This is a genomic window from Sphingobacterium sp. (assembly GCF_032065005.1).
GTDB lineage: Bacteria > Bacteroidota > Bacteroidia > Sphingobacteriales > Sphingobacteriaceae > Sphingobacterium.
Genome location: NZ_DAMBMM010000007.1, coordinates 107,932 through 132,624 on the forward strand (window position 1 = coordinate 107,932; position 24,693 = coordinate 132,624).

General features: G+C 41.3%; 29 protein-coding genes. 9 read left to right on the plus strand and 20 right to left on the minus strand.

Going from position 1 to position 24,693, the window contains the following annotated elements:
• The first annotated feature begins 37 nt into the window (after positions 1 to 37).
• The 5 genes from RT138_RS12455 to gcvT all read left to right on the plus strand — a co-directional run bounded on the left by RT138_RS12455 (position 38) and on the right by gcvT (position 3,567).
• Positions 38 to 757 (plus strand): SIMPL domain-containing protein, encoded by a 720-nt coding sequence (locus RT138_RS12455; protein WP_313190951.1) that lies wholly within the window; start codon positions 38 to 40, stop codon positions 755 to 757.
• A 2-nt stretch (positions 758 to 759) separates the two neighbouring features.
• Positions 760 to 1,242 carry a DUF4112 domain-containing protein gene (locus RT138_RS12460; protein ID WP_313190952.1) on the plus strand — a complete coding sequence of 161 codons (483 nt, stop codon included), beginning with the start codon at positions 760 to 762 and terminating at the stop codon, positions 1,240 to 1,242.
• 34 nt (positions 1,243 to 1,276) lie between these two features.
• Positions 1,277 to 1,642 (plus strand): hypothetical protein, encoded by a 366-nt coding sequence (locus tag RT138_RS12465; protein ID WP_313190953.1) that lies wholly within the window; start codon positions 1,277 to 1,279, stop codon positions 1,640 to 1,642.
• A 2-nt stretch (positions 1,643 to 1,644) separates the two neighbouring features.
• Positions 1,645 to 2,334 carry a pseudouridine synthase gene (locus RT138_RS12470; RefSeq protein WP_313190954.1) on the plus strand — a complete coding sequence of 230 codons (690 nt, stop codon included), beginning with the start codon at positions 1,645 to 1,647 and terminating at the stop codon, positions 2,332 to 2,334.
• A gap of 153 nt (positions 2,335 to 2,487) precedes the next feature.
• The gene (gene gcvT, locus RT138_RS12475; protein WP_313190955.1) at positions 2,488 to 3,567 is read left to right on the plus strand and encodes a glycine cleavage system aminomethyltransferase GcvT; all 1,080 of its coding nucleotides are present in this window, start codon (positions 2,488 to 2,490) and stop codon (positions 3,565 to 3,567) included.
• Positions 3,568 to 3,594: 27 nt separating this feature from the next.
• Here the strand turns inward: gcvT and RT138_RS12480 are convergent, their stop codons facing one another.
• The 4 genes from RT138_RS12480 to RT138_RS12495 form a co-directional block, all read right to left on the minus strand.
• Positions 3,595 to 3,846, minus strand: a complete 252-nt coding sequence (locus tag RT138_RS12480; RefSeq protein WP_313190956.1) for a DUF6358 family protein — start codon at positions 3,844 to 3,846, stop codon at positions 3,595 to 3,597.
• Positions 3,843 to 4,148, minus strand: coding sequence for a hypothetical protein (locus RT138_RS12485; protein ID WP_185212779.1), 306 nt, complete (start codon positions 4,146 to 4,148; stop codon positions 3,843 to 3,845). The genes RT138_RS12480 and RT138_RS12485 overlap by 4 nt, the downstream gene beginning before the upstream one ends.
• A gap of 33 nt (positions 4,149 to 4,181) precedes the next feature.
• Complete coding sequence (locus RT138_RS12490) at positions 4,182 to 5,606, minus strand: Glu/Leu/Phe/Val dehydrogenase (RefSeq protein WP_313190957.1); 1,425 nt, start codon at positions 5,604 to 5,606, stop codon at positions 4,182 to 4,184.
• Between the two features lie 199 nt (positions 5,607 to 5,805).
• Positions 5,806 to 6,120, minus strand: a complete 315-nt coding sequence (locus tag RT138_RS12495; protein WP_093099998.1) for a rhodanese-like domain-containing protein — start codon at positions 6,118 to 6,120, stop codon at positions 5,806 to 5,808.
• Between the two features lie 92 nt (positions 6,121 to 6,212).
• On the opposite strand from RT138_RS12495, the gene RT138_RS12500 reads away from it, so the two are divergent.
• Entirely contained in the window at positions 6,213 to 7,520 is a 1,308-nt protein-coding gene (locus RT138_RS12500) for a M20/M25/M40 family metallo-hydrolase (protein ID WP_313190958.1), read from the plus strand.
• 78 nt (positions 7,521 to 7,598) lie between these two features.
• Here RT138_RS12500 and RT138_RS12505 read toward each other — a convergent pair whose 3' ends face one another.
• The 16 genes from RT138_RS12505 to dnaN all read right to left on the minus strand — a co-directional run bounded on the left by RT138_RS12505 (position 7,599) and on the right by dnaN (position 21,569).
• Positions 7,599 to 8,084, minus strand: a complete 486-nt coding sequence (locus tag RT138_RS12505; RefSeq protein ID WP_313190959.1) for a GNAT family N-acetyltransferase — start codon at positions 8,082 to 8,084, stop codon at positions 7,599 to 7,601.
• Entirely contained in the window at positions 8,081 to 8,653 is a 573-nt protein-coding gene (locus RT138_RS12510; RefSeq protein WP_313190960.1) for a hypothetical protein, read from the minus strand. Before RT138_RS12510 ends, RT138_RS12505 begins: the two co-directional genes overlap by 4 nt.
• A 2-nt stretch (positions 8,654 to 8,655) precedes the next feature.
• Positions 8,656 to 9,846 carry a M20 family metallopeptidase gene (locus tag RT138_RS12515; protein WP_313190961.1) on the minus strand — a complete coding sequence of 397 codons (1,191 nt, stop codon included), beginning with the start codon at positions 9,844 to 9,846 and terminating at the stop codon, positions 8,656 to 8,658.
• 12 nt (positions 9,847 to 9,858) lie between these two features.
• The gene (locus RT138_RS12520) at positions 9,859 to 10,314 is read right to left on the minus strand and encodes an SPOR domain-containing protein (RefSeq protein ID WP_313190962.1); all 456 of its coding nucleotides are present in this window, start codon (positions 10,312 to 10,314) and stop codon (positions 9,859 to 9,861) included.
• Positions 10,315 to 10,321: 7 nt separating this feature from the next.
• Positions 10,322 to 13,621 carry a preprotein translocase subunit SecA gene (gene secA, locus RT138_RS12525; protein ID WP_313190963.1) on the minus strand — a complete coding sequence of 1,100 codons (3,300 nt, stop codon included), beginning with the start codon at positions 13,619 to 13,621 and terminating at the stop codon, positions 10,322 to 10,324.
• Positions 13,622 to 13,750: 129 nt separating this feature from the next.
• Positions 13,751 to 14,620: a 1,4-dihydroxy-6-naphthoate synthase gene (locus RT138_RS12530; protein WP_313190964.1), complete on the minus strand. Its 870-nt coding sequence runs from the start codon at positions 14,618 to 14,620 to the stop codon at positions 13,751 to 13,753.
• 14 nt (positions 14,621 to 14,634) lie between these two features.
• Entirely contained in the window at positions 14,635 to 14,898 is a 264-nt protein-coding gene (locus tag RT138_RS12535) for a hypothetical protein (protein WP_313190965.1), read from the minus strand.
• Positions 14,899 to 14,901: 3 nt separating this feature from the next.
• On the minus strand, positions 14,902 to 15,678 hold the full coding sequence (surE, locus tag RT138_RS12540) for a 5'/3'-nucleotidase SurE (protein WP_185212769.1): 777 nt from the start codon (positions 15,676 to 15,678) through the stop codon (positions 14,902 to 14,904).
• Positions 15,679 to 16,031: 353 nt separating this feature from the next.
• On the minus strand, positions 16,032 to 16,220 hold the full coding sequence (locus RT138_RS12545) for a CsbD family protein (protein ID WP_093099980.1): 189 nt from the start codon (positions 16,218 to 16,220) through the stop codon (positions 16,032 to 16,034).
• Positions 16,221 to 16,325: 105 nt separating this feature from the next.
• Entirely contained in the window at positions 16,326 to 16,910 is a 585-nt protein-coding gene (nadD, locus tag RT138_RS12550) for a nicotinate (nicotinamide) nucleotide adenylyltransferase (protein ID WP_313190966.1), read from the minus strand.
• Between the two features lies 1 nt (position 16,911).
• Positions 16,912 to 17,481 carry a guanylate kinase gene (gmk, locus tag RT138_RS12555; RefSeq protein WP_254526747.1) on the minus strand — a complete coding sequence of 190 codons (570 nt, stop codon included), beginning with the start codon at positions 17,479 to 17,481 and terminating at the stop codon, positions 16,912 to 16,914.
• Between the two features lies 1 nt (position 17,482).
• On the minus strand, positions 17,483 to 18,355 hold the full coding sequence (locus RT138_RS12560) for a YicC/YloC family endoribonuclease (protein ID WP_185212766.1): 873 nt from the start codon (positions 18,353 to 18,355) through the stop codon (positions 17,483 to 17,485).
• A 38-nt stretch (positions 18,356 to 18,393) separates the two neighbouring features.
• The gene (locus tag RT138_RS12565; protein WP_313190967.1) at positions 18,394 to 18,963 is read right to left on the minus strand and encodes a CAP domain-containing protein; all 570 of its coding nucleotides are present in this window, start codon (positions 18,961 to 18,963) and stop codon (positions 18,394 to 18,396) included.
• A 59-nt stretch (positions 18,964 to 19,022) separates the two neighbouring features.
• On the minus strand, positions 19,023 to 19,673 hold the full coding sequence (locus tag RT138_RS12570) for a DedA family protein (RefSeq protein ID WP_185212764.1): 651 nt from the start codon (positions 19,671 to 19,673) through the stop codon (positions 19,023 to 19,025).
• A 105-nt stretch (positions 19,674 to 19,778) separates the two neighbouring features.
• Positions 19,779 to 20,435: a DedA family protein gene (locus RT138_RS12575; RefSeq protein WP_313190968.1), complete on the minus strand. Its 657-nt coding sequence runs from the start codon at positions 20,433 to 20,435 to the stop codon at positions 19,779 to 19,781.
• Between the two features lie 12 nt (positions 20,436 to 20,447).
• Positions 20,448 to 21,569: a DNA polymerase III subunit beta gene (gene dnaN / locus RT138_RS12580; protein WP_185212762.1), complete on the minus strand. Its 1,122-nt coding sequence runs from the start codon at positions 21,567 to 21,569 to the stop codon at positions 20,448 to 20,450.
• Positions 21,570 to 21,699: 130 nt separating this feature from the next.
• Here dnaN and RT138_RS12585 point away from each other — a divergent pair, with 130 nt between their 5' ends.
• The 3 genes from RT138_RS12585 to RT138_RS12595 are packed head-to-tail and all read left to right on the plus strand — an operon-like array spanning position 21,700 to position 24,693.
• Complete coding sequence (locus RT138_RS12585; RefSeq protein ID WP_313190969.1) at positions 21,700 to 22,842, plus strand: hypothetical protein; 1,143 nt, start codon at positions 21,700 to 21,702, stop codon at positions 22,840 to 22,842.
• A gap of 10 nt (positions 22,843 to 22,852) precedes the next feature.
• The gene (locus RT138_RS12590) at positions 22,853 to 24,223 is read left to right on the plus strand and encodes a regulatory iron-sulfur-containing complex subunit RicT (RefSeq protein ID WP_313190970.1); all 1,371 of its coding nucleotides are present in this window, start codon (positions 22,853 to 22,855) and stop codon (positions 24,221 to 24,223) included.
• Between the two features lie 11 nt (positions 24,224 to 24,234).
• Entirely contained in the window at positions 24,235 to 24,693 is a 459-nt protein-coding gene (locus tag RT138_RS12595) for a gliding motility lipoprotein GldH (RefSeq protein WP_185212759.1), read from the plus strand.

The window sequence follows — 24,693 nt, forward strand, 5'->3', positions numbered from 1 at the left end:
AAAGGTTTTTGCCATGAACAATTTATTTAAAAATATTATGAAAAAATTAATTACGCTAATTGCGCTTGTAGGAATGATGACCTCATTGAGCGCCCAAACTAATAATATGGAAAACACTAGGAGAGTAGCAACCCGTGGTTATGCAGAAAAAGAAGTAACACCGGATATCATCTATCTTTCTATTTCTTTGAAAGAGTATTACCAAGATGGAAATACCAAGAAAAAGGTTGCTATTGACCAGCTAGAAAAACAACTTTTTGATGCAGCTATGAAAAATGGAGTCAAAAAAGAAGACTTTACCGTTCAAAACATCTATAGCTACAATGTTGAAAACAAAAAGAAAAACAACGAACTGTTACAGGCGAGACAATACAGGATCAAGGTTACTAATCTGAAGAACTTAAATCCAATGTTGGAGGAAGTAGATGCAAAAGGACTGCAGAGCACCAACATCTCCGGATACGATCATTCGCAAAAGAAAGAAATCGAAAAGGAATTGAAAACCCTAGCTGTTCGTGATGCGAGGACAAATGCAGAGATCCTTGCTGCTGCAGATGCTGAAAACGTTGGTAAGGTTATCATGATCAATGATAACAGCAGCTTGAACTGGAATGATCTAGTTCCTCAGCCACGTATGTATGCCATGGCTGCCAAAGGGGTGAGCAATGAAATGGATTCTAATGAACAAGGCTTGGATCTAGAGGTAAAACCGATCAAACTTACCTGTAATATCGACGCCGTATTCGCGCTGAAATAACAATGGAGAAACATCATCCTTCATACAATTTACAGAAGATTGACAAAGACTTTCAATGGGTAAAACGACTATCTGTCCTGATGGATAGTCGTTTCCGCATTGGAAACTTCCGCTTCGGTCTGGACCCCATCCTAAACTTTATTCCTTTTGGAGGGCAGATTGCCACCTTCATTATTTCACTGGTACTTGTATCCGTGATGTACAGAAATGGAGCAAGCAGCAAAGTTGCCGTAAAAATGCTGCTCAATGTTACTTATGACGCACTTTTAGGTTCCATACCCATCATTGGAAATGTATTTGACTTCTTCAACAAGGCCAATGAGAAAAATGTCAAACTCCTACGGGAACATTATTACGACAATAAACATCAAGGAAGTGCCAAAAACATCCTGATCACCCTGGGTATCGTTATATTCATAACCATCATTTTGTTTATTTATGCCATGTATGCCCTTACAATTTGGCTGTTTGGCTTGATATTTTAGTCCAATCTCTTCAAAATAAACTATTTTTGTACCTATGAGTAAAACAAGAATCTTTGCCTTATTGGGGGTTGTCATTATGTTGGTCGCGGTTTTCACCAATCCTTCCAAGGAGAAAATCAATGAAAAACTGTCACTCAAGGCCAAAGAAATCCTCAAAAAACAATTGGATTACAAGCATAAGGACGCTGTAGATCTAGGTATGATGCTCATAGGCGACCAGGTGGTCAATGAATTTGTGAACAATTACACCTACACCGAAAACTATTACCTTTTTTCTCTTGCCAAGATTAACTGGAACAGCGAAAAGATTACCATTGGAGGAGGGGCTTTCGGACAGGTATGGATCAGTTCCAAGATCGATGAAAAAGCCGGAATGTTAATCGACGCATTAAAGCGATAGACATGCTTGAGATCTTATTCGAAGATGAGGATTTTGTTGCCATCAACAAACCCCATGGATTATTGGTCCATAAATCCTCCATTGCTGCAGATACTTCCGAGTTTGCCCTACAACTCTTAAGAGATCAAATAGGGAAGAAGGTCTATCCTGCCCATCGTTTGGACCGAAAGACCGCAGGGGTGCTTTTATTTTCCCTGAACAAGGAAATGGATAGCGCCATACAAACCGCATTTTCCCAAAACTTAATCAAAAAAGAATATTTGGCCGTTCTTCGTGGCCATACCGATCCCGAAGGGACCATTGATTATCCCTTAAAAAAAGAAAACGGCACGATCCAAGAAGCATTGACCAACTACCAGACCCTGGCTACCACTGAAATTGACCTTCCCTTCGGAAAATTTCCAACTTCTAGGTATTCCTTGGTCCTTGCAAAGCCCGAAACCGGAAGGATGCACCAATTGCGCCGACACTTCGCCCATATTTTCCATCCCATCATCGGCGACAGACCACACGGCTGCAACAAACAGAACAAACTCTGGAAAGATACCTTCCAGCACGACACCATGCTCCTGCACGCGAAATCACTTGTATTCACCCATCCCAAAACCCAAGAAAACATCCTTATCCAAGCCCAAATCCAACCTGAGTTTGAAAGAGCGTTAGGGATATTGAATATAAGATATGAGTATTGAGATTGGAGTATTGAGACATAAAAATCTCTAATTAAATTTTTTAAACTGAAAAATTTCGAAATTAAATTTCTCAAATCTCACATCTCATATCTCAATACTAAATCCTAATTAATTTTCCTATTTTTGTAACAACAAAAAACTCATTGATTTAACATGAAAAAAACTGCGTTAACTGACGTTCATGTCGCTTTAGGTGCGAAAATGGTTCCTTTCGCCGGATTCAATATGCCAGTTCAATATACTGGTATCAACGACGAACACGAAACAGTGCGTACCGCTGTAGGGATGTTCGATGTTAGCCACATGGGGGAGTTTATCTTAAAGGGCGAAAAAGCATTAGACCTTATCCAGAAAGTTTCTTCTAACGATGCCTCAAAACTATATGACGGTAAAGTTCAGTACGGCTATCTTCCAAACGAAAATGGCGGTATTGTAGATGACTTCTTAACTTATAAAATTGATGACAAAACCTATCTTTTGGTTGTAAATGCATCAAACATCGATAAAGACTGGGATTGGATCAGCAAATTCAATACAGAAGGCGTAGAAATGAAAAACATTTCTGACGAAACTTCTCTTTTCGCTGTACAAGGTCCTAAAGCTGCCGATGCCCTACAAAAATTAACGGATATCGACTTGGCTCCAATGGAATACTATTCTTTCCAAAAAGGAGTATTTGCTGGTGTAGAAAACGTGTTGGTTTCTGCAACAGGTTATACCGGCGCCGGTGGTTTCGAAATCTATGTTGCCAACGAACATGCGGAGCAAGTTTGGAATGCAATCATGGAAGCTGGTCAAGAATATGGCATTAAGCCAATCGGACTTGGCGCTAGAGATACCCTACGCTTAGAAATGGGCTTCTGTCTATACGGAAATGATATCGATGACAATACTTCACCTTTGGCAGCTGGCTTAGGATGGGTTACTAAATTCACAAAGGACTTTGTAAACGCTGATAACCTAAAAGCTGAAAAAGAAAAAGGTGTTTCTCAAAAATTGGTAGGATTTGAAATGATTGATAGAGGTATCCCTCGTCATGATTATGAAATCGTGGATGCTGATGGAAACAAGATCGGACGTGTTACCTCCGGAACACAATCTCCATCCTTGAAAAAATCTATCGGTTTAGGTTATGTAGAACCTGCATTTGCTAAAGAAGGTACAGAGATCTTTATCTCTATCCGTAACCAACCTATCAAAGCGATCGTAAGAAAACCTCCTTTTGTAAAATAAGGCGGATTAAAATAAAATGAAAAAGGGCTATTTTTTAGCCCTTTTCTTTTGTTGTCTCATTTCTTGCTGCGCCAGCTTGGCCTTTTCCTCTTGCTTGATCTTCACATCTCGGCTCACCTGTTTTAACAGAACCACCTTCAGATAGATCAACAACACCAATAAGGCGATGGAAATCCCCAAATACAGTACCTGTCCGCTATTATAACCTGCCCATGCGCTCAAAACCAAAAACACGATCCCTAAATTGAGCAGTAAATTCAATATAAACTTCTTCGTCATTTCTTCTTTATTACTTTAAAACCCGTTACTCGTTCCCGAATGAAATAAAAATACACTATTCCGGCCATAATATTCCCCAAGATGACGAATAAAGCCAAAATCAATCGCTCTCCATTGCTGATTCTGGTCGAACGCATGATCTCCAACAGCACCAATACCACCCATATTAATGAAAGTACCATCGAGATGCTCAATAGGATAGGAGCATAGCCCACCTTCAGGATAAATAATAAGATTGAAAGGATATAAAAAGCCAGACTAAATAGGAATGCCTGTTTAGTCTGGTGGAATAATTTATTCATGAAGCAAAGTTAAGGATAAAATCCCGTCCTCGTTTATGGGAATATTCCCAGTTCCTTATAGGATTCTCCAACTTTGTTGATCGCACAGATAAATGCCGCTGTCCTTAGGTCCTCAACGCCATCCATGCTTTTCCAGATCTGATGGATTTCATGGTAGGAACCGATCATGGTATCTTCCAGCCCTGAATACACTAAATCAACCTCATCTGGTCCTCTTAAAATGATCTTGCGCTCCAATTTAGAAACCTTTTGATTGGTCATAGATTCTATGATATTCAAGATTTCAGCATACATGTTTTCGCTGAATCTCTTTTCAAGACGACCATAGCGCACGTGGCTTAGGTTTTTCAACCATTCAAAATAAGATACTGTAACCCCTCCGGCATTTAAATAGATGTCTGGGATCACCAATTTTCCTTTCCTATTGAAAACCTCATCTGCTTCCGGTGTCAATGGACCATTTGCCGCTTCACCAATGATCTGCGCTTGAATTCTTTCTGCATTGTCTCCATTGATCACAGATTCTAATGCTGCAGGGATCAAGATATCACATGGCTGCTCTAAACCTTTTATAGATTCTTCAATATTGATGGCACCAGGGAAATTTAGGATAGAGCCTGTAGCCTTTCTATGTGCAACAACCTCTTCCAGGTCTAGTCCATTTTCATTATAGATGGCGCCCTCATATTCGATCAAGCCAACAAGGATGGAACCACCTTCCTGAAAATATTTAGCAGCATGGTAACCCACATTTCCTAAACCTTGAACGATTACTTTCTTGCCTTCAACACCAGTTGTCAATCCCAACTTGGTCATATCTTCTTCAATCTTACACGCTTCCTTAACCCCGAAAAATACGCCTAAGCCTGTCGCTTCTGTACGGCCTCTTACACCACCTTGAGAAACAGGTTTCCCCGTCACACAGGCCTGTGCATTGATTTCATTCGGGTTCAATGTAGTATAGGTATCTACGATCCAGCTCATCTCGCGTGCACCGGTACCATAATCCGGCGCCGGAACATCCGTTCCCGGTCCAATAAAGTTCTTTTTCACCAATTCCGTCGTGTATCGACGGGTAATTTTTTCTAATTCGTACTCTGAATACTTCTTTGCATCGATTTTCACACCTCCTTTAGCACCACCAAACGGAACGTTTACAATGGCACATTTATAGGTCATTAATGATGCAAGGGCCATCACTTCGTCTTGATCCACCTCCATACTGAAACGGATACCCCCTTTACATGGTAGCTTATGATGTGAATGTTGAACACGGTAAGCTTCTATAACCTCAATGTTATCTCCGATTTTAACCGGAAATCTTACTCGTAATATGGAATTACATGCTTTGATTTGTTCGAGGATGCCAGGAGAAAACTTGGTGAACTTGGCCGCTTTATCAAAATTCCGACCCACTCCTTGAAAGAAGCTGAAAGTTGTGTTTGATTGATTTGACATAAAAATATGTTTTTGTTTATTCTTGGAATAATACTATAAAGTTAGCTCTTTTAATATTTTAATAATAGGCAAGAAAATAAAAACATTATTTTTAAATATATTCTAAAGATAGGGGAGTAAAATTATTATTTAAGCAATAAATTGCCCTAAAAATAAAAAGCTCAAGGAATCCTTGAGCTTTTTATTGATTTACTGTTTCTTAATAAACATCCATCTCCGGATCAAAAGCTTCTTTCCAAGCTAAAATTCCGCCTTGTAGGTTGGATAAATTCGTGTATCCTTCTTGTTCTAAAAGCATAACAGCCTGAGCACTACGCTTCCCTGAACGGCAGTGGATCACCACTGGAATATCTTTTGAAATCTTTTCAGACTCAATCACAACGCCTGACAATGGAATGTTCACTCCATTCAGGTTCGATACCTCATATTCAAAAGGCTCACGAACGTCGATCAATTGAAACTCAACATTGTGATCCATCATGTCCTTTAATTCTTGAACGCTAATTTCTTTCATAGTAAGCTTTTTATCAAATATATAAAATTTAGACTCAAAGGCCCTGCCAATAATATAGAATTTTTGTTAATTTCATCACAAACATTTTATTCATGAAAAAACTATTCTTAGCACTCGTATTTTCTGGCTTTTTATTCCAAATGAGCTCCGCTCAGCAAAAGCAGATTACAAGCACGGAAAATATTTCCAGAATCTTGAATACCCTTGCTTCTGATGATATGAGAGGCCGGTCGGCCCTAAACCTCGAAGATATTGGCAAAGCAGCCGACTTTATAGCATCTGAATTCAAGGAAATTGGCCTGAAACCGTATGAAGGTGATAACTTCCGCCAATCCTTTCTGGTTAATCGGGGCAGGGTGACTGAACAAAGTGTCACCTTAGCTGATAAAAAATTAAATGATGATGAGTTCTTGATCGTAGGTAATTTAGACGAACCTATTACTAAAAATGCACCTTTCATTGAAACCATTAAGATTTCTGCTGATGATGATTTTTCCCAAAAATTCAGGGAAATCGTTCAACAGAACCCAAATAAGGTTGTCGTTTTGGTAGACAAGAAGCATGCTCCATTTTTGGCCCGTTTCAAGAGAATCTACAATCGCGAGAGCATTGTAATCAAAGGCCAGGAAAAAGCTGCCGGAAATCCTAAGGTTTTTATCGTGGCTGATGAATTACCTGAAAACCATGAAATCAAACAGACCCGCAAAACAGAAGAGTTCAATATGTTCAATGTGGCGGCTGTCCTTCCAGGTAAATCTAAACCTGAGGAATATGTAGTAATTTCTTGCCATTATGACCATATCGGTATCTTGCCTGCTGTGGAAGGTGATTCCATTGCAAATGGCGCTGACGATGATGCCTCTGGCACAACGGCGATGATCGAATTGGCTAGATATTACAAGAAATTAAACAACAATGAAAGAACCATCATCTTTGTCGCTTTCACTGCTGAGGAAATTGGCATGTTTGGTTCCAAATATTTCTCCAACAATATAGATCCGGAGAAGGTCGTGGCCATGATCAATATCGAAATGATCGGTAAGGATTCTAAATTCGGCCCGAATAGTCTCTATATTACGGGATACAGCGCGTCTGACCTTGGTAAACTGATGCAAGAGAACCTGAAGGGCTCTGCATTTACCTTCCATCCAGACCCGTATACTACACAAAACCTATTCTACCGCAGCGATAATGCCGTATTGGCCGCATTAGGCGTCCCGGCACATACCTTTTCTACATCACAGATCGATAAGGATCAGTATTACCACACGGTAAAAGACGAGGTAAGTACTTTGGACATCAACAATATTAAATCAAGTATTGAAGCCATCGCAACTGGGGCTATTGGAATTATCAATGGAACTCAAACACCGAGTAGGGTTGAAAAACTAAGAGATTAAGGGTTTATCCCATATAACAGAAAAAGACGGTCAACTGGCCGTCTTTTCTTGTTATATCTTAGATGGGATTAAATGCTGTTAATCCAATTTCTTGCGCATAATGTAATCATCAAGAATAAATCCATAATAGGGGATATCAATTTCCTGAATTACCTCAAATCCTTGTTTCAGATAAAATTGATAGGCATTGTTCGATCGGTTAACATTCAGTTCCAAGGTCTGAAACCCCAGTTTCTTTGCTTCCTGCGCTGCAAAATCGATCAGCAGCTTGCCATAGCCTTTTCCCTGCGTACGAGGTAACAGATAGATTTTCTCGATCCTTAAGAGGTCTTTTTTAAGGTCAAACCCAATAAAACCTACCGGTTTTCCATCCTCATATAGGAGATGAAATGCTTTATTATCTTGGATAGCCGAGCTTAATGCCTCCACCGAATACATTTTATCCAACATAAAGGCAATCTGCTCCTTAGAAAGAATGCTTTCATAAGTCGGAAACCAGATGGCATGTGCTAATTCATGGATTAACACGGCATCTTCCTGCTTTGCTGGTATGATCTCTGTCATAGCTCTTCAGATATAATAAAATAGGATTCTTGCTGCGGAATAGAAACAAAACCATCATTTAGGACAGCATAATCACGATCCCCCAAAGGTTTTAAGTTCTGCATTTCGCCCAATTTCCCTTCCTCAAGTTCAATAAACAAATTAAAGCCTTTTGGAAGCCATTTCTCGTATTTCTTTACAAAAAGTGTTTTCCCCTTATTGTTGATCAGATTGATGTTGAAATCGCCTAAATAGGGCAAATAAAGCGCTATCTCAACGATATCTGTCAAAATATTGACGGCAAAATTGTTTTTCTCTTTTAAATAGGAAAATAAGGGGCCAATATAGGAATCAGAATAGGGGATAAGGGAAATATGCTCTTCAAGCACATGAGATTCCAGACCTTGGTTATCTAGGACCACATCGATCTTTATTTCTCGTGCCTTTAGGGATTCGTAATGTTCGGCCAACGTAATAATGGTTGGACTCCACTCCAAAAGCTGGTTTAAATATTCATCAACCAAACAGTCAGGATTTGCGATGAACAAAGCTGGCTCTTGATTCTCTCGAACAATATGATGAGAAGACATAACTAATTGCCTAAATAACGGACTGCAATATAGGACATCAGACCAATACTGGTTTGAAGTGCAGTTTCGTCGATATCAAAGGTTGAAGTATGTACTGCAGATTGTATGCCTTTGGCTTGATTTCCTGTGCCCAACCTATAGAAACAAGCATTTGTTTCTTGAGAATAATAGGCAAAATCCTCTGCTGCCGGCCATAGATCAAGCTCAACAACATTCTCATGGCCAAGATACTCTTGGGCATACGAACGGGAAGCTTCCGTAATCTGAGGTTCATTGATCAGGAATGGATAACCTTTTCTGATTTCAAAATCACAGGTAGCACCCATACCCTCTGCAATGCCAACAGCCATCTTATGCATTTTCTCATGGGCTTCTGCTCTCCATTTCTCATCAAAGGTCCTGAAAGTACCTTCCAGATAAACCTCTTCAGGGATTACGTTTGTAGCGCCATTTCCAATGATCTTGCCCCAAGATAAAACCGAAGGGGTCCTTGGATCTGCAACACGGCTCACAATCTGTTGCATGGCTGATATGATCTGCGCCGTAATGGCGATAGGGTCAATATTCTGATGGGGTTGAGCACCATGTCCTCCCTTGCCACGAACTGTCATAAACAATTCGTCGCAGGATGCCATATATTTACCGGATCGGAAACCAACTTTGCCGGCCTCGATAAAAGGCATTACATGCTGTCCAACGATACCTTGAGGTTCGGGATTTTGCAATACTCCTTCCTTGATCATTAAGGAAGCACCTCCCGGTAGTCTTTCTTCTCCAGGTTGGAAGATAAGCTTCAGGGTTCCGCCAAATTCAGGTTTCAAATCATTCAATATCTTAGCCACGCCCAGCAAAGACGAGGTATGCACATCATGCCCACAGGCATGCATCACACCCACATTCTTGGAGCCATACGATCTGCCTTCCACCTCTGTGATCGGAAGTGCGTCCATATCTGCTCGTAGGGCAAGTACTTTGTCCGAAGGTAAATCTCCTTTGATCAGGGCTACAACGCCTGTATTGGCCATGGATTCAAAAGGAATCTCTAGGTCCGTCAGCACTTGTTTGATAAATGCCGAGGTGTTGTATTCTTCAAAGGACAATTCAGGATTCTGATGTAGAAACCTTCTGTTGTTTACCGTGTCTTGAAAGTAAGATTGGGCTAATTCTTGAATTCTTTGTTTTGATATTGGCATGTTGATCCTCCACTATTGCCATGTCCAGACATCCTCGACAAAGACAAATACATTATTGTATCGGCCGCGAAGCTCTCGCATATAGGCCGTCGCTGCGGAACGGCTTGTAAAGTCGCCTACTTTGACCCTGTAGTTTGGTTCTACATAATCTAGGTAAGCATTGATATCTGAATTCTGGCTTTGGAAACTACGCTGTACATTTTCAGCATCCCGGCGGCTGGAACCAGAAAAGATCTGTACCCTAAAACCACGGACCTTCACACGGGTTGCGCGTGATTTGTCAATGGTTTTAGGCTCCAGACTTACCGTCTTACTGGCGGCAGGATTTAAAGCATAGAATGAACGGAATTCTTGTAAAAGTCCGATTAAAGAATCCTTTTCAACAATCACTTTGTTCTCTTGTGCCTTTGATACTGATACGATGGCGAACAGCATCAAGAAGCTAACTATAAATCCTTTGTATTTCATTTTTTAATTAACCTTGTTTTCCGTGACAGTTTTTATACTTCAACCCAGAACCACAAGGACATTCATCATTTCTTCCAATGGCCTGATCCTTACGGATAGGTTGGGTAACTTGAGCTTCCTGTGTGTTCAGGTCCTCTTCAGATACTCCGGTTGGAGAACTTAACTCTTCTTTTGTTTCTTTAACTTTTACCTTTGGCGCTTCTGGGCGTGCTGCTTGAATGTTTTGAGGTTCTTGCTGCTGTCCAGGAATCTCGCCTTTGAACAAGAAACTAACGATATCTTTGTTCATGCCGGCCAACATTGTCTTAAACAAGTTGTAAGCCTCCATTTTATAGATAATGATAGGGTCTTTTTGCTCGTATCGCGCGTTCTGTACAGATTGTTTCAAATCATCCATCTCACGAAGGTGCTCTTTCCATGCCTCATCAATCAAAGCTAGAACGATGCCCTTCTCAAATGATTTGAATACGTCTTTACCTTTACTTTCTACAGCTTTTTGCAAATTTGTAGCAACTTGAATGCCACGAATTCCATCTGTAAAAGGAACTATGATATTTTCTATCATCCCACCACGCTCAGCAAGCACATTTGTCAATACCGGTAAAGTCTGCTCAGCGATGTTTACAGCCTTGCGGTGGTAGTAATTGATAACTTGATCAAATAATTTGTCAACTAAACTAGTCGCTGACTCACTTGCAAATTCTTCCTGTGTAATTTCAGGATTGATTGCAAATACACGGATCACCTCGATTTGGAATTCATCATAGGAGTTGTCCTCTTTTGCCTCCAATACGACATCCTCAACCACATCATAGATGGTGTTGTTCAAATCTACATCTAAACGCTCACCGAACAATGCGTTCTTACGTTTGGTATAGATTACCGTACGTTGTGAGTTCATCACGTCATCGTACTCCAATAGGTGCTTACGCGTACCGAAGTTGTTTTCCTCTACCTTACGTTGCGCACGCTCGATAGATTTGGTCAACATACCGTGTTGCATCACCTCGCCATCTTCAACACCCATCTTAACCATCAGGTTAGAGATACGCTCTGAAGCGAATAAACGCATCAATGGATCTTCTAGGGATACGAAGAATTGAGATGAACCTGGGTCTCCTTGACGTCCTGCACGACCTCTTAACTGACGGTCAACACGACGAGACTCATGGCGCTCTGTACCGATGATCGCTAAACCACCTGCATTGATGACCTCTTGGGTCAACTTAATATCCGTACCACGACCTGCCATGTTGGTAGCGATGGTTACTTGGCCCGGACGTCCTGCCTCTGCAACGATGTCTGCCTCTTTTTGGTGAAGCTTCGCGTTCAACACGTTGTGTTTTACACCGCGTAACTTCAACATACGGCTCAATAACTCCGAAATCTCTACAGAAGTCGTACCCACCAATACTGGACGGCCTTGTTCTGTCAAGGTCTGGATCTCTTGTGCTACCGCATTATATTTCTCACGTGCCGTACGATAGATCAAATCTTGACGGTCATCACGTTGGATAACTTTGTTCGTTGGAATTTCAACCACATCCAATTTGTAGATTTCCCAAAGCTCTCCAGCCTCTGTTGATGCCGTACCGGTCATTCCCGATAGCTTGTGGTACATACGGAAGTAGTTCTGTAAGGTAATGGTTGCATACGTTTGGGTTGCATCCTCTACTTTTACGTTCTCTTTAGCTTCGATCGCTTGGTGTAATCCGTCAGAATAACGACGTCCGTCCATGATACGACCGGTTTGCTCATCTACAATCTTAACTTTTCCCTCATCAACGATATATTGATCATCGATTTCAAATAGGGTATAAGCTTTTAACAATTGGTTGATGGAGTGGATACGCTCTGCTTTGATCGAGTAATCGCGCATCAACTCTTCTTTCTGCTGTGCTTTCTCTTCGATAGGAAGATCTGCTTTTTCAATTTCAGCAATCTCGGTACCTACGTCTGGAAGGATAAAGAAGTTTGGATCCTCACCTGTAGCAGTGATCAACTCAATACCTTTTTCAGTAAGTTCTACCTGATTGTTTTTCTCATCGATAACGAAGAACAGTTCCGCATCTGCCTTAGGCATATGACGGTTTTGCTCTTGCATATAGTAGTTTTCTACTTTTTGTAGGATCTGACGGTGATTTCCTTCAGATAGATATTTAATCAATGCTTTGTTCTTCGGCAAACCACGGTAAGCACGGAATAATGCCAATCCACCTTTTTCAGGATCGGTGTCATTATCAGCAATTGCTTTCTTCGCTTGGTTCAAAACCGTGTTGATATAAGCTTTTTGAGCATTTACCAAACGTTCGATCCTTGGTTTCAATTGATAGAACTCATGTTGGTCACCCATAGGGATTGGACCAGAGATAATCAATGGCGTACGCGCATCATCGATCAATACCGAATCCACCTCATCGATCATGGCAAAGTGCAATTTGCGCTGAACCATAGATTCTTTGGTGTTCGTCATATTGTCACGCAAATAATCAAAACCAAATTCGTTGTTTGTACCATAAACGATATCGCTCATATAAGCCTGACGACGTTGTGGAGAGTTCGGTTGGTATTTGTCGATACAATCAACGCTCATTCCGTGGAATTCGAAGATAGGACCGTTCCATTCCGAGTCACGACGTGCCAAATAGTCGTTCACCGTTACGATGTGGATCCCTTGACCCGCCAATGCGTTCAAGTAAGTAGGTAAAGTTCCTACCAAGGTCTTACCTTCACCCGTTGACATCTCGGCGATCTTCCCTTGGTGCAACACGATACCACCGATCAACTGTACGTCGTAGTGAACCATGTTCCAGGTAACTTCAGAACCCGCAGCGATCCAAGTGTTCTTCCAGATGGCTTTATCACCCTGAATGCTTACGTTCGGTTTACGGGCAGCGATATCTCTATCGAATTCAGATGCCGTAACCTCAATCTCTTTATTTTCTGTAAAGCGACGAGCTGTCTCCTTAACAACAGCAAAAGCTTCAGGTAATATTTCCAATAATACTTCCTCAAGCTTCTTATCGCGATCTTTTGTCAATTTGTCAATCTTGTCGTAGGTTGAAGTTTTTAGCTCCATGTCCTCCGTAGCCTCAGCCTCTTGCTTTAGGCTGTTGATTTCATTGTCGATGTCTTGCAAATAGTTGCCGATTCTTTGTTTAAAATCCAAGGTCTTCCCACGTAGCTCATCATGCGTCAAAGCGGATAATTTCTCGTATTCTTCCTTGATTTTATTTACTAATGGCTGTACTCCCTTAACATCTCTTTCGGACTTACTACCAAATAACTTGCTTAAAAACTTTAACATAATTTTCTATTTCTCTATTCGCATGTACAATAATGACTCCAAATCAAATAAGCAGACATTTTGACATTAATCGGGCAAATTTAATTATTAAGGTTGATAACTAATGCTTTCCTGATTCTTTTTTATCAATTATTTTACTAAAAATATGTTTTTCCCCGTACTGGGCACTAAGTTGAGTTCCAGAGCCTTTTCAAACATCTGTCGGATGGCCTTTTTCCCCTCTTCACCTAGGTTTTCGGAATACTGATTTACATAGAGTTCAATATGCTTGTACATCACCGATTCTTCCATTTCCTGTGCATGGGAACGGATATACTCCAGCCCCGACTTAGGATGGTCAAAACCAAACCTGACGCTTTCCGAAATCAACCGGTTCACCTTCAGCTTCACCTCTTCGGGCAGCGACCTCTTGATCACGATTCCGCCCAAAGGTATGGCAGAGCCCGTCGTTCTCTCCCAATAGTCGCCCAGGTCCACGATTTTGTGCAGACCTTTGTCCATATAGGTAAACCTGTTTTCATGGATGATCAATCCTATATCGATGCTTCCGTCCAATAAAGACTGCTCAATTTCTGAAAAAAGCATCACCTGCTTGTTCAACAGCCCCGGAAAGGCCAAGCTCAACAAGAAGTTCGCTGTCGTAAATTTCCCAGGGATACCGACCTTCAGCTCTTTGAATCGTTCCGGTATTTCCTGGCCGGCATAACTAGCCAATTCTTTTGCCAAGGACTCATCCTTGCAGATCAACAAAGGTCCTACACCAAATCCAAGTGCTGACCCAGCATCCAAAAGCTCATAGTCCTCCACGGCATATGCAAAGGCATGATAGCTCAGTTTAGTGATGTCCAGATCGCCCCGGAATGCCTTGGCATTCAAGGTTTCAACATCATGGTATTCCACGTGAAACTGTAGGCCTTCGCAATCGATCTTGTTATGGATCAGGGCATCAAATATAAAGGTATCGTTCGGACAGGGAGAAAATCCCAATGTAAGTTCCATGTTTTCTTTCAATTTTATGTGATGCTGATGTTCTTGGTCAGCACCAATAGTATCATTCCTAAAAAGGTCGCCAATACCAAACCGTTCCCCAATAGATCCTTATCCTTTTTATAACTGATCCAACAACCTACTAAATTGATTGCCGCTGCAATCACATATAGGCCGGTCGGTTTATCGGGAAAGACCTGGCTTTGGATACTGGTGAATTTCATGGCCAAAAAGGCTATCAATGGGCAAACTAATCCCATTAGCACACCCACAAGAATACTGTTTTTCATGTATTAACTATCAAATGACCAAGAATTCAACTCCGGAATCACATGGTGAGCCGTCATATCAAACTGTGTCGGAACAATGGAAACATAACCATTTATGATCGCATAGGCATCGGTATCTTCCCCGCGATCCTGCAGGTCAAATTTACCGGTCATCCAAAAATACTCTCTCTTATAGGGATCCAAGCGTTCATCAAACTCCTCAAACCACTTGGCATTCGCCTGCCTGCAGATTTTGATGCCTTTAATGTCCACGTTCTTGTTTGGAAAGTTCACGTTCAATAGGGAGTTTTTTGGCAGACCGTTTTTCAATACCTGCTCTGCAATGGTCTTCACCCAGGAACGGGTATGGGAAAAATCGGCATTGTGCGCGAAGTCATCCAAGGAATATCCAATCGATGGGATACCCTCGATAGCCCCTTCCACAGCTGCCGACATGGTACCTGAATACAGCACATTGATGGAGTAGTTCAAGCCATGGTTGATACCTGATACACATAAGTCTGGTTTCTTCCCTTTAAAGATCTTGTTGACGGCCAATTTGACGCAATCAACAGGAGTACCCGAACATTTATACATCTCAACCCCAGGATACAGGTCTATCTTATCTAGGCGCAAAGGCTTGCCAATCGTAATGGCATGGCCCATTCCAGACTGTGGACTGTCCGGTGCAACCACCACGACATCCCCAATTTCCTGCATAACCTCTAAAAGAACTTTTATTCCTGGCGCCGTAATTCCATCGTCATTTACGACCAATATCGTGGGTCTCTTTTTTGTCATAGTGCTAAGTTAGTAAAATATGGGTTCATTATCAGCCTCCCAAAATCATGAAGATGTTAAAGATTCAATAGGTTTCCATTAAGCCTCCCGTATGGAATGGACCTCATGCAACATTATTCTTTCTACCCCTCCACATGTTGAGGCTATATATTTATCTTTTGACCTTGTTTTACCCTTATTCGAGGCAAAATAGAAATTTGAAGATATCTCTCGAATATGCCTCGAATAAGGTCAAGGAAATTCTGCTATAAATAGGCTGGTATTAAGCTGAAATCCTAGGCCAAGATTTTAGCTAAGCTGTAAAATAGAAGAAGGTCGACGTGATGTCGACCTTCTTCTTCCTATTTATTACATTAACCTAGTTTGTTCAACCAGTCAATTACTTCTTCTCTGGATTTACCAAGCTTCTGTTGCAATTTGCCCAGTAACTCATCGTCTTTTCCTTCTTCATAGGCCAAATCATCATCTGTCCACTCGGCATATTGTTGTTTGATCTTGCCTTTCAACTCGTTCCATTTACCTTTTAAATCTAATTTATCCATTTTGATTTTCCTCCTTTAATTAATGTGATATATACGATAAACAGAAAGTTGAAAAAATGGTTTTCAAAAATTTATTTTTTTAATAAAGCGGGTGGAATTATGGTTTTAAGATGAATATAGCCCCTTTTTGTCAATAAAATCGATCACTGCATCTGGGGTGTAAAACTTAATGGATTTCCCTTCCTTGATAGCGTTTCTCAGAAAGGTGGACGACAGTTCCATCACTGGCGTATCGGTCATGCTGATGGATGGATGGTTCTTCAATTCGCCGCCATCATAGCCTGGTCTAGGGTAGACCACGATCTTATAGTCACGAAGCAGGATATCCGCATTCTTCCATTTCAATAATCCCTGGAGATTGTCTTCCCCCATGATCAGGATAAATTCCTTGGTCGGATATTTTTCCGCCAAGTGCGTGAGGGTATCTATGGTATAGGAGGGTTGAGGCAATGAAAACTCGATGTCGCTGGCGCGAAGTTTATCCGAACCTTCAATGGCCAAATTGACCATTTCCAGGCGATCATACATGTTGCCAAGGCTCTTTTTCTCCTTAAAGGGATTCTGAGGGGATACAATGAACCATACCTCGTCCAAAGAAGTATAGTTGGCCATATAATTGGCTATAATCAAATGTCCGATATGGACAGGATTAAAGGAACCAAAGAATAATCCAACTTTACTTTTTGCCATGTTATGAGTTGATAAAGTCTAATACCAGTTTTTCTGCTTCTGCACAGGCTGTTTCCAGATCATTGTTATGCAGGATAACATCAAATTTATCGGCAAAGCTCAGCTCATGTTCCGCCTTTGCAAATCGTTCGTTCAATTTTTCCTGGGAATCTGTACCTCTTCCGGTCAATCTTTCTTTCAAGACTTCTAGGGAAGGTGGATTTACGAAAATAGCCAAGGCTTGGTCGGGGAACTTTGATTTCAATCGAAGTCCTCCAACCACATCGATATCAAAGATCACGTGCTTGCCTTCGTTCCAGATACGCTCTACTTCAGACCGCAGGGTTCCGTAGAATGTTCCTGAATAAACCTCTTCAAATTCTATGAATTCGTGCTTTGCTACCTTGTGAAGGAAATCTTCTTTGGAAATAAAATAGTAATCGACGCCATTTACTTCAGCACCGCGGGGTTGACGGGTGCTTGCAGAGATAGAAAATGCAATCTTATCGCTATGCTTTTCCAATAATCTTCTAACGATAGTCGTTTTCCCTGCCCCGGATGGAGCAGAAAAAATAATCAGTTTTCCGCTCATGCTATAGTACGTTTAATAGTTGTTCTTTGACTTTTTCCAACTCGTCCTTCATTTTCACGACAATCTGTTGGATCTGGGCATTGTTTGCCTTTGAACCCAAGGTATTGATTTCGCGGCCCATTTCCTGGGAAATAAACCCGAGTTTCTTACCATTGGAATCTTGGCTGTTCAGGGCCTCCACAAAATAGTTGCAGTGGGAGCGTAGGCGAACTTTCTCTTCCGTGATATCTAGTTTCTCGATGTAAAAAACCAGCTCTTGTTCAAAACGGTTCATGTCTACATTCTCTTTGCCCACAGCTTCTTCCATATATTGGTTGATCCTTTCACGGATCAAAGGGATACGGCTTCCTTCAACAGCTTCTACTTCGGTTAGGTATGATAAAATCAAGGAAACACGGTATTCAAGATCCTTTTTAAGGACAGCGCCCTCATCAGCTCTAAAGCTGTTGAACTGTTTTACGGCAGCGTAAAAGGAATCCATCAAAACCTTGCCTTCTTCTTCGTCCACCTCATCATCATGGCTGATTACCTCAGGCATGTTCAGGGCTTGTTCAAAAAGATTGGCTTTGGTATCGCCCAATTGGAAGGCAATGTCCTGCAATTGTCTATAGTATTCTTTTAATAGATCTGCGTTGATACTTGCTGCTTTGGCAGTTTGGTCAACATATTCGGTGCTTATGTTGATATTTACCTTACCGCGTTCAATCAGTTTGCTGCATTCACCACGAAGCACCAATTCCTTGTCTGAAACAGCTTTTGGTAGGCGAAGGTTAAGTTCCAAGAACTTAGAATTTAAGGATTTGATCTCTACGGTATATTTAACGGTTCCGTTTTCAGCGGTCCCCATACCGTAACCTGTCATCGATTTTATCATATGCAAAGGTAAAAAACTTACAGAAAAGAACGAGTCTATTACCAATCATGTTTGGCGATTATCACGCATAAATAGGTTTTATAGGCAGCACCACGCTTTACGCGGACAAAACCGATGCCTATATCCCTTAAAGAGCCGTTCCATTCATCCATGCCCAAAACATGCTTCCTGTGCATAAAACCGGGCGATCCGCGGCCAATGATAAAGGATTTGATGCCATCAATGGCGGTTTCATGGTTGGCTCCGATGGATTCAAAATTATTGGTGCTTTTTTTCTTCAGCCAATCGGGATTTAAGTAATATCCTGCCTTGTTGATATGGTAATTTGGTCCGTAACCGCTTGGGTCGGTATGGTCAAAGTAATTCCTCCTCGCCATATCTTTGGCTCGCTCTTCAGCTACTTTTGCCAGTTTATCATTCCAGACCAAACGGGTCTGTTTTACATTTCTAAGATTGTTAACCCGGATTTCACGACCATATTTCTTGGGGTTCATCCGAAAATCATTGAGGTATTGGTAAGCCTTCTTGGCTTCGCGTCTGTCGATCTTGATGTTCTGGGCAAGGATTGGCTGTGCCCAAATGATAAAAGCAAATAAAATATATCGCATAGCTGTGTTTAAGGATACTGACTTCAGAAAAAACTCAACGTTTAAACAGCTTTATTAATTTAAGCTGATTTCTTGGCTGTTTTTTCTTTAATGACCTCAATGATAGGGGGTAATAGGGAGATGCCGATAATGGCAAGCACCACGATCGAGAAATTGTTCTTGACAAATGGGATCTGTCCGAAGAAATAACCGCCCAAAAGAAACATCGTTACCCATAAGACACCTCCGACGATATTATAGAGGCCGAATTTGGAATAAGGCATCTTGACTACGCCGGCAACAAACGGGGCAAAGGTCCTGACAATGGGTACAAAGCGTGCATAGATAATGGTCTTGAGGCCATATTTGTTGTAAAAGCTTTGGGTTTTCTCGAGATAGGAGAGCTTGAAGATCTTGGAGTCCTTCGTAAAGACCCGCTGTCCAAAGTGTTTCCCTATTTCATAGTTGACAAAATCACCGATAATGGCTGCTGCAATCAACAGGACCAACATGACCCAAAGGCTAAGGTTGGTTTCAGGTTTTGCGATCAGGGCTCCCATGGCGAATAGGACAGAGTCGCCGGGGAGGAATGGGGTAACCACCAGTCCAGTTTCTGCAAAGATGATCAGGAAAAGGATCAGGTAGGTCCAAGTTTGATATTCTTGGGTGATATCGATCAAATGCTTGTCGATATGGAGAATAAAGTCGATCAGGGTTGAAATTAATTCCATGTTTTCAAATTCGATTTTCCACTGCAAGAATTGCACCAAGCTAATTCTTTTCCTTGAATATGATCCTTGGTCTACAATAGGGCGACTTAAAAGGAAAAAGGAAGCTTATTCAGCTTCCTTTTTCTTTCCGTATTTTTCTTTGATCACCTCAATGATTGGAGGCAGTATGGACAAGATAATGATGGCGAAGACCACTAAGGTAAAGTTGTCCTTGATAATAGGAAGGCCTCCGAAGAAGTATCCAATAAACAAAAAGGAGGTTACCCATAAAATGGCTCCGATAACATTGTATGAAGCAAACTTTCCGTAGGACATAGATCCTACACCGGCTACAAATGGGGCAAAGGTCCTGACGATCGGAACAAATCGCGCATAGATAATGGTTTTGCCACCGTATTTTTCGTAGAACTTCTCTGTCTTTTCTAAATATTCTTTCTTTAGGAATTTATATTTCCCTGAAAAGGCTTTCGGTCCAATGTATTTACCGATATGGTAGTTCACCATGTCTCCTAAAATACCTGCAACCATCAACAATCCCCACATCAAAAAGACGTTCAGATCGGTCTCAGGCTTGGCGATGATAGCGCCAGTTGCAAATAGAAGGGAGTCTCCGGGTAAAAATGGAGTAACGACAAGACCAGTTTCGGCAAAAATAATCAGGAAGAGGATCAAATAGGTCCAAGTCTGATAGTTATTGACGATTTCCACCAAATGATCATCAATATGGAGGATAAAGTCAATTAGGGAATAAATTAAATCCAAAGTTTTGAGCTATTAAATATTGTTCAACATCACTGGCATCACCAACATCAAGATATCTTCATGTTCTTCCTTGATTGCCGGTACTAATAAACCTGCACGGTTTGGTGTACTCATTTCCAGTACGACCTCTTCGCAGTTTAGGTTATTCAGCATTTCTACCAAGAACTTCGCATTGAACCCGATCTCCATGTCTTCACCTTCAAACTGACAGCTCAATCTCTCGTGTGCCTCATTGGAGAAGTCCAAATCTTCAGCAGAGATGTGCAGTTCGCTTCCTGAGATCTTTAACCTTACTTGGTGGGTTGTTTTGTTTGCAAAGATTACCACACGGCGTAGGGTGTTCAGGAACAAAGAACGGTCTACAGTCAGTTTATTAGGGTTCAAACGAGGGATTACGGCTTCGTAATCTGGATAACGCTCATCGATCAATCTACAGATCAAGTTGATGGTTCCGAACTGGAAGAATGCGTTGGTATTGTTGTACTCTATTGAAACATTCACATCATCCGAAGGAAGAGATGACTTTAATAAAGTAAGTGCTTTTTTAGGCAAGATGATCGATGTTGGTTTATCAGCTCCTACATCGGTACGGCGATAACGGACCAATTTGTGCGCATCAGTAGCCACAAAAGTAGTCGATTGCTCCGCCAATTGCACGAATACGCCTGACATGGCTGGGCGAAGTTCGTCATTGCTTACTGCAAAAATGGTTTTATTGATGGCTTCCAACAAGATCGGAGCAGAGATATTCACGGTAGAAATATTCTCTACGACAGGGATTTTTGGGAAGTCGTCTGCATTTTCACCACTAAGCTTATATTTACCGTCTCCGGCAGAAATCTCGATAGCTAGAGTTTTGGTATCTACAGAGAACGCCACAGGCTGATCAGGAAGAGTTTTCAACGTCTCGATCAAGATTTTTGATGGCATAGCAACGCGTCCTTCTTCCTTAGCTTCAATCTGAAGGGTGGTCACCATACTGGTCTGCAAATCCGTAGCGGAGATGGTCAGGAGGTTGTCCTTGATTTCAAACAGGAAGTTTTCTAGGATTGGTAGCACCGTGCTGGAGCTGGAGGCGCCACTAATAGCTTGTAATTGTTTAAGTAATATAGATGTAGATACAATAAATCTCATTTCTTTTAGCTAATAGATTTTATTGCAATAATACAGAAAAGAATCTAATTTTTTGCAATTCAAATTCGAGTTCAGCTGCATAAACATTAAAAAGCACTGCATTAAAATTTGTACATTTGTAAGATTAGGTATGCAATTTAAAAATATCGTAGGCCATCAGGCGCTCAAACAACATCTTATTTCAACGGTAAGAGAAAATCGAGTAAGTCACGCTCAACTGTTTCTAGGTCCAGAAGGATCTGGCAGCTTAGCTTTGGCCCTTGCCTATGCGCAGTTTATCAATTGTGAACAGCCGCAAGCCGACGATAGCTGCGGGCTATGCCCCTCATGCCTAAAGTACGAGAAATTGATTCACCCTGACTTACACTTTTCTTATCCTTTCTTTGCAAAAAAAGCGGATGAAACGGCAAGTACCTATATGGAAGATTGGCGAAAGGCCTTTCTGGAAAACCCATACCTGAGCTTGAGCCATTGGAGAAATCAATTGGAAGCGGAAAACAAACAGGCAAACATCAATATCGCCGAAGCGCATGATATCATCAAGAAACTAAGTCTGAAGGCTTTTGAAGCTGAATATAAGGTTTTGATCATGTGGCTGCCGGAATATCTCGATACACAGGGCAATGCTCTGTTGAAGTTGATCGAAGAGCCTCCTGCGAAGACTTTATTCTTGTTGGTTGCCGAAAATCAGGACAAGATCTTGAATACGATCATCTCCAGGACACAATTGATGAAGGTCAATAAGCTTTCTCATGAGGAATTGATGCAGTTCCTGATCGAGCAGAAAAATATGGATCCTGTTCGTGCAAATGAGGTTGCATTTATCGCTGATGGAAACATGCAATCCGCACTGGACCAGCTGGAAGAGTCTTCTAACGAAAACTTTGACCTTTTGATCCGTTGGTTGAGGTGTATCGTGACGGATGCGGGCTTGAACATCATTCAGATCTGTGATGAGGAAATCAGCAAATTGGGTCGGGAGAACCAAAAACTGTTCTTATTGTACAGCATAAATGTGCTCAGACAGATCGTTCTGTTAAACCAAGGGCTAGATCAATTAGTCTTTCTTAAGAATGCGGAATTGGAGTTCGTGAAAAAATTTAGTGAGATCAGCAGCTTGGAAAAGTTGCAGGTTGCTATAGAATTGCTGGAAAAAACGCATTATTCTGTGGAAAGAAACGCAAATCCTAAAATATTATTTTTAGATTTATCTTTGCAGTTAGTTTTATTATTTAAATACAATACGTTCCCAGCGGGAACTCAATATATATAATTTTAGACATATGGGATGTGGCAGTTGCTCATCCGGGGGTGGTTGCGGAAGTAAATCACTAGGCACAGTACCAGCAGGTTGCAATAACAACGGTACGTGCATGACCAGCGGATGTAATAAATTGGATGTTTACGATTGGTTAGTCGATATGGACTTACCATCTAACTATAAACCTTTTGATATTGTAGAAGTTCGTTTTAAAGGCTCAAGAAAGGAGTTTTTTGTAAATACGGACAATTTATACCTTGAAATGGGAGAAATGGTGGTTGTGGAACCTAATACTGGGGGATACGACATTGGCCACGTTTCGTTGACCGGCGAATTGGTAAGACTACAATTGAAAAAGAACAACGTTAAACCTGACGACGTTGTAAAAAAAGTATACCGAAAGGCAACAGAAAATGATGTTGCCAAGTATAATCTTGCAAAGGATCTTGAATGGGAAACCATGCACCGTGCCCGTAATTTGGCACTGGAGCTGGGCTTGTCCATGAAGATTTCAGACGTCGATTATCAAGGTGATAAGACAAAGGCGACCTTCTACTATACTGCAGAAGGCCGTGTGGATTTCCGGGAGTTGATCAAGAGAATGGCGGAAGCTTTCCGTATCCGTATCGAGATGAGACAGATCGGAATGCGCCAGGAAGCCAGTCGTTTGGGAGGAATTGGATCTTGTGGACGGGAGCTCTGTTGTTCGACATGGCTTACGGACTTCAAAACTGTTTCTACCTCTGCGGCTAGGTATCAGAACCTTTCCCTGAACACCTTGAAACTAGCGGGACAATGCGGTAAATTGAAATGTTGTCTGAACTATGAATTGGACAGCTATATGGATGCCTTAAAGGATATTCCAAACAATATCGATCGTATTGAAACGCATTCTGGTATGGCATACTTGCAGAAAACGGATATCTTCAAGAAGACCATGTGGTTCTCATACCCACATGCAGAATCGTGGATCCCACTATCTGTGCAGCAGGTAAAAGAATTTGCTGAATTAAATGCACAAGGCAAGAAACCGCAAGAATTGATCGTCCCTGAAAAAGAGGAAATCATCAATGTGGCGATTCCAGACTATGAAAATGTCGTTGGACAGGATAGTTTGACCCGCCTTGACGAACGCAATAAAAAGAAAAAGAAACGCAAACCAAAACGTGTTCCAGGAAAGCCTGAGAATGGACAGAAACAAAGTCCTGAACAAGGCAACCAAAAGCCAAAAGCTGATAATAAGCCACAAAACAATGGCAACAAACAGCCTAAGCCAAAGGAAAACAATGGAAATTCGGAAGCTGGAGAAGGTCAGAAAACCAATAGAAGAAGGCCTCAGAATAAGAATAGACGTTTCAATAACAAAAACAAAGACAATAATTCTGAGGGTTAAGTATTAATCCTATGCATAGAACTGTATTCATAGCTATTGTTGCTCTTTTGCTGACCTCCTGTCAGGAAGGGGCATTCTATGAAAGAAATTCCGTTATCCCAGGTCAACTCTGGGATAACGGTTTTAAACCTCAATTTGAGGTAGATGTACAGAATAAACAAGATAAGTACGATCTGTTTATCAACCTTAGGCATACCGCCTACTATCCATACTCCAATTTTTCATTTGGAATCAAGCAAAAAGGTTTAGGAATCCAAGATAGCAGTGCCCACTATAATTTCAAGTTAGCGGAAGCTGATGGCCGCTGGATTGGTCCTTCTGCCGGTAATCTGTACGAGCAGACCAAACTGCTACAGGAGAATTTTACTTTTCCGGATACGGGAAAATATGTATTTTCAATCCAACAGAACATGCGTGACAATCCTTTGAGAGGAATAAACGATGTTGGCATCAAGTTAATCAAGAAATAG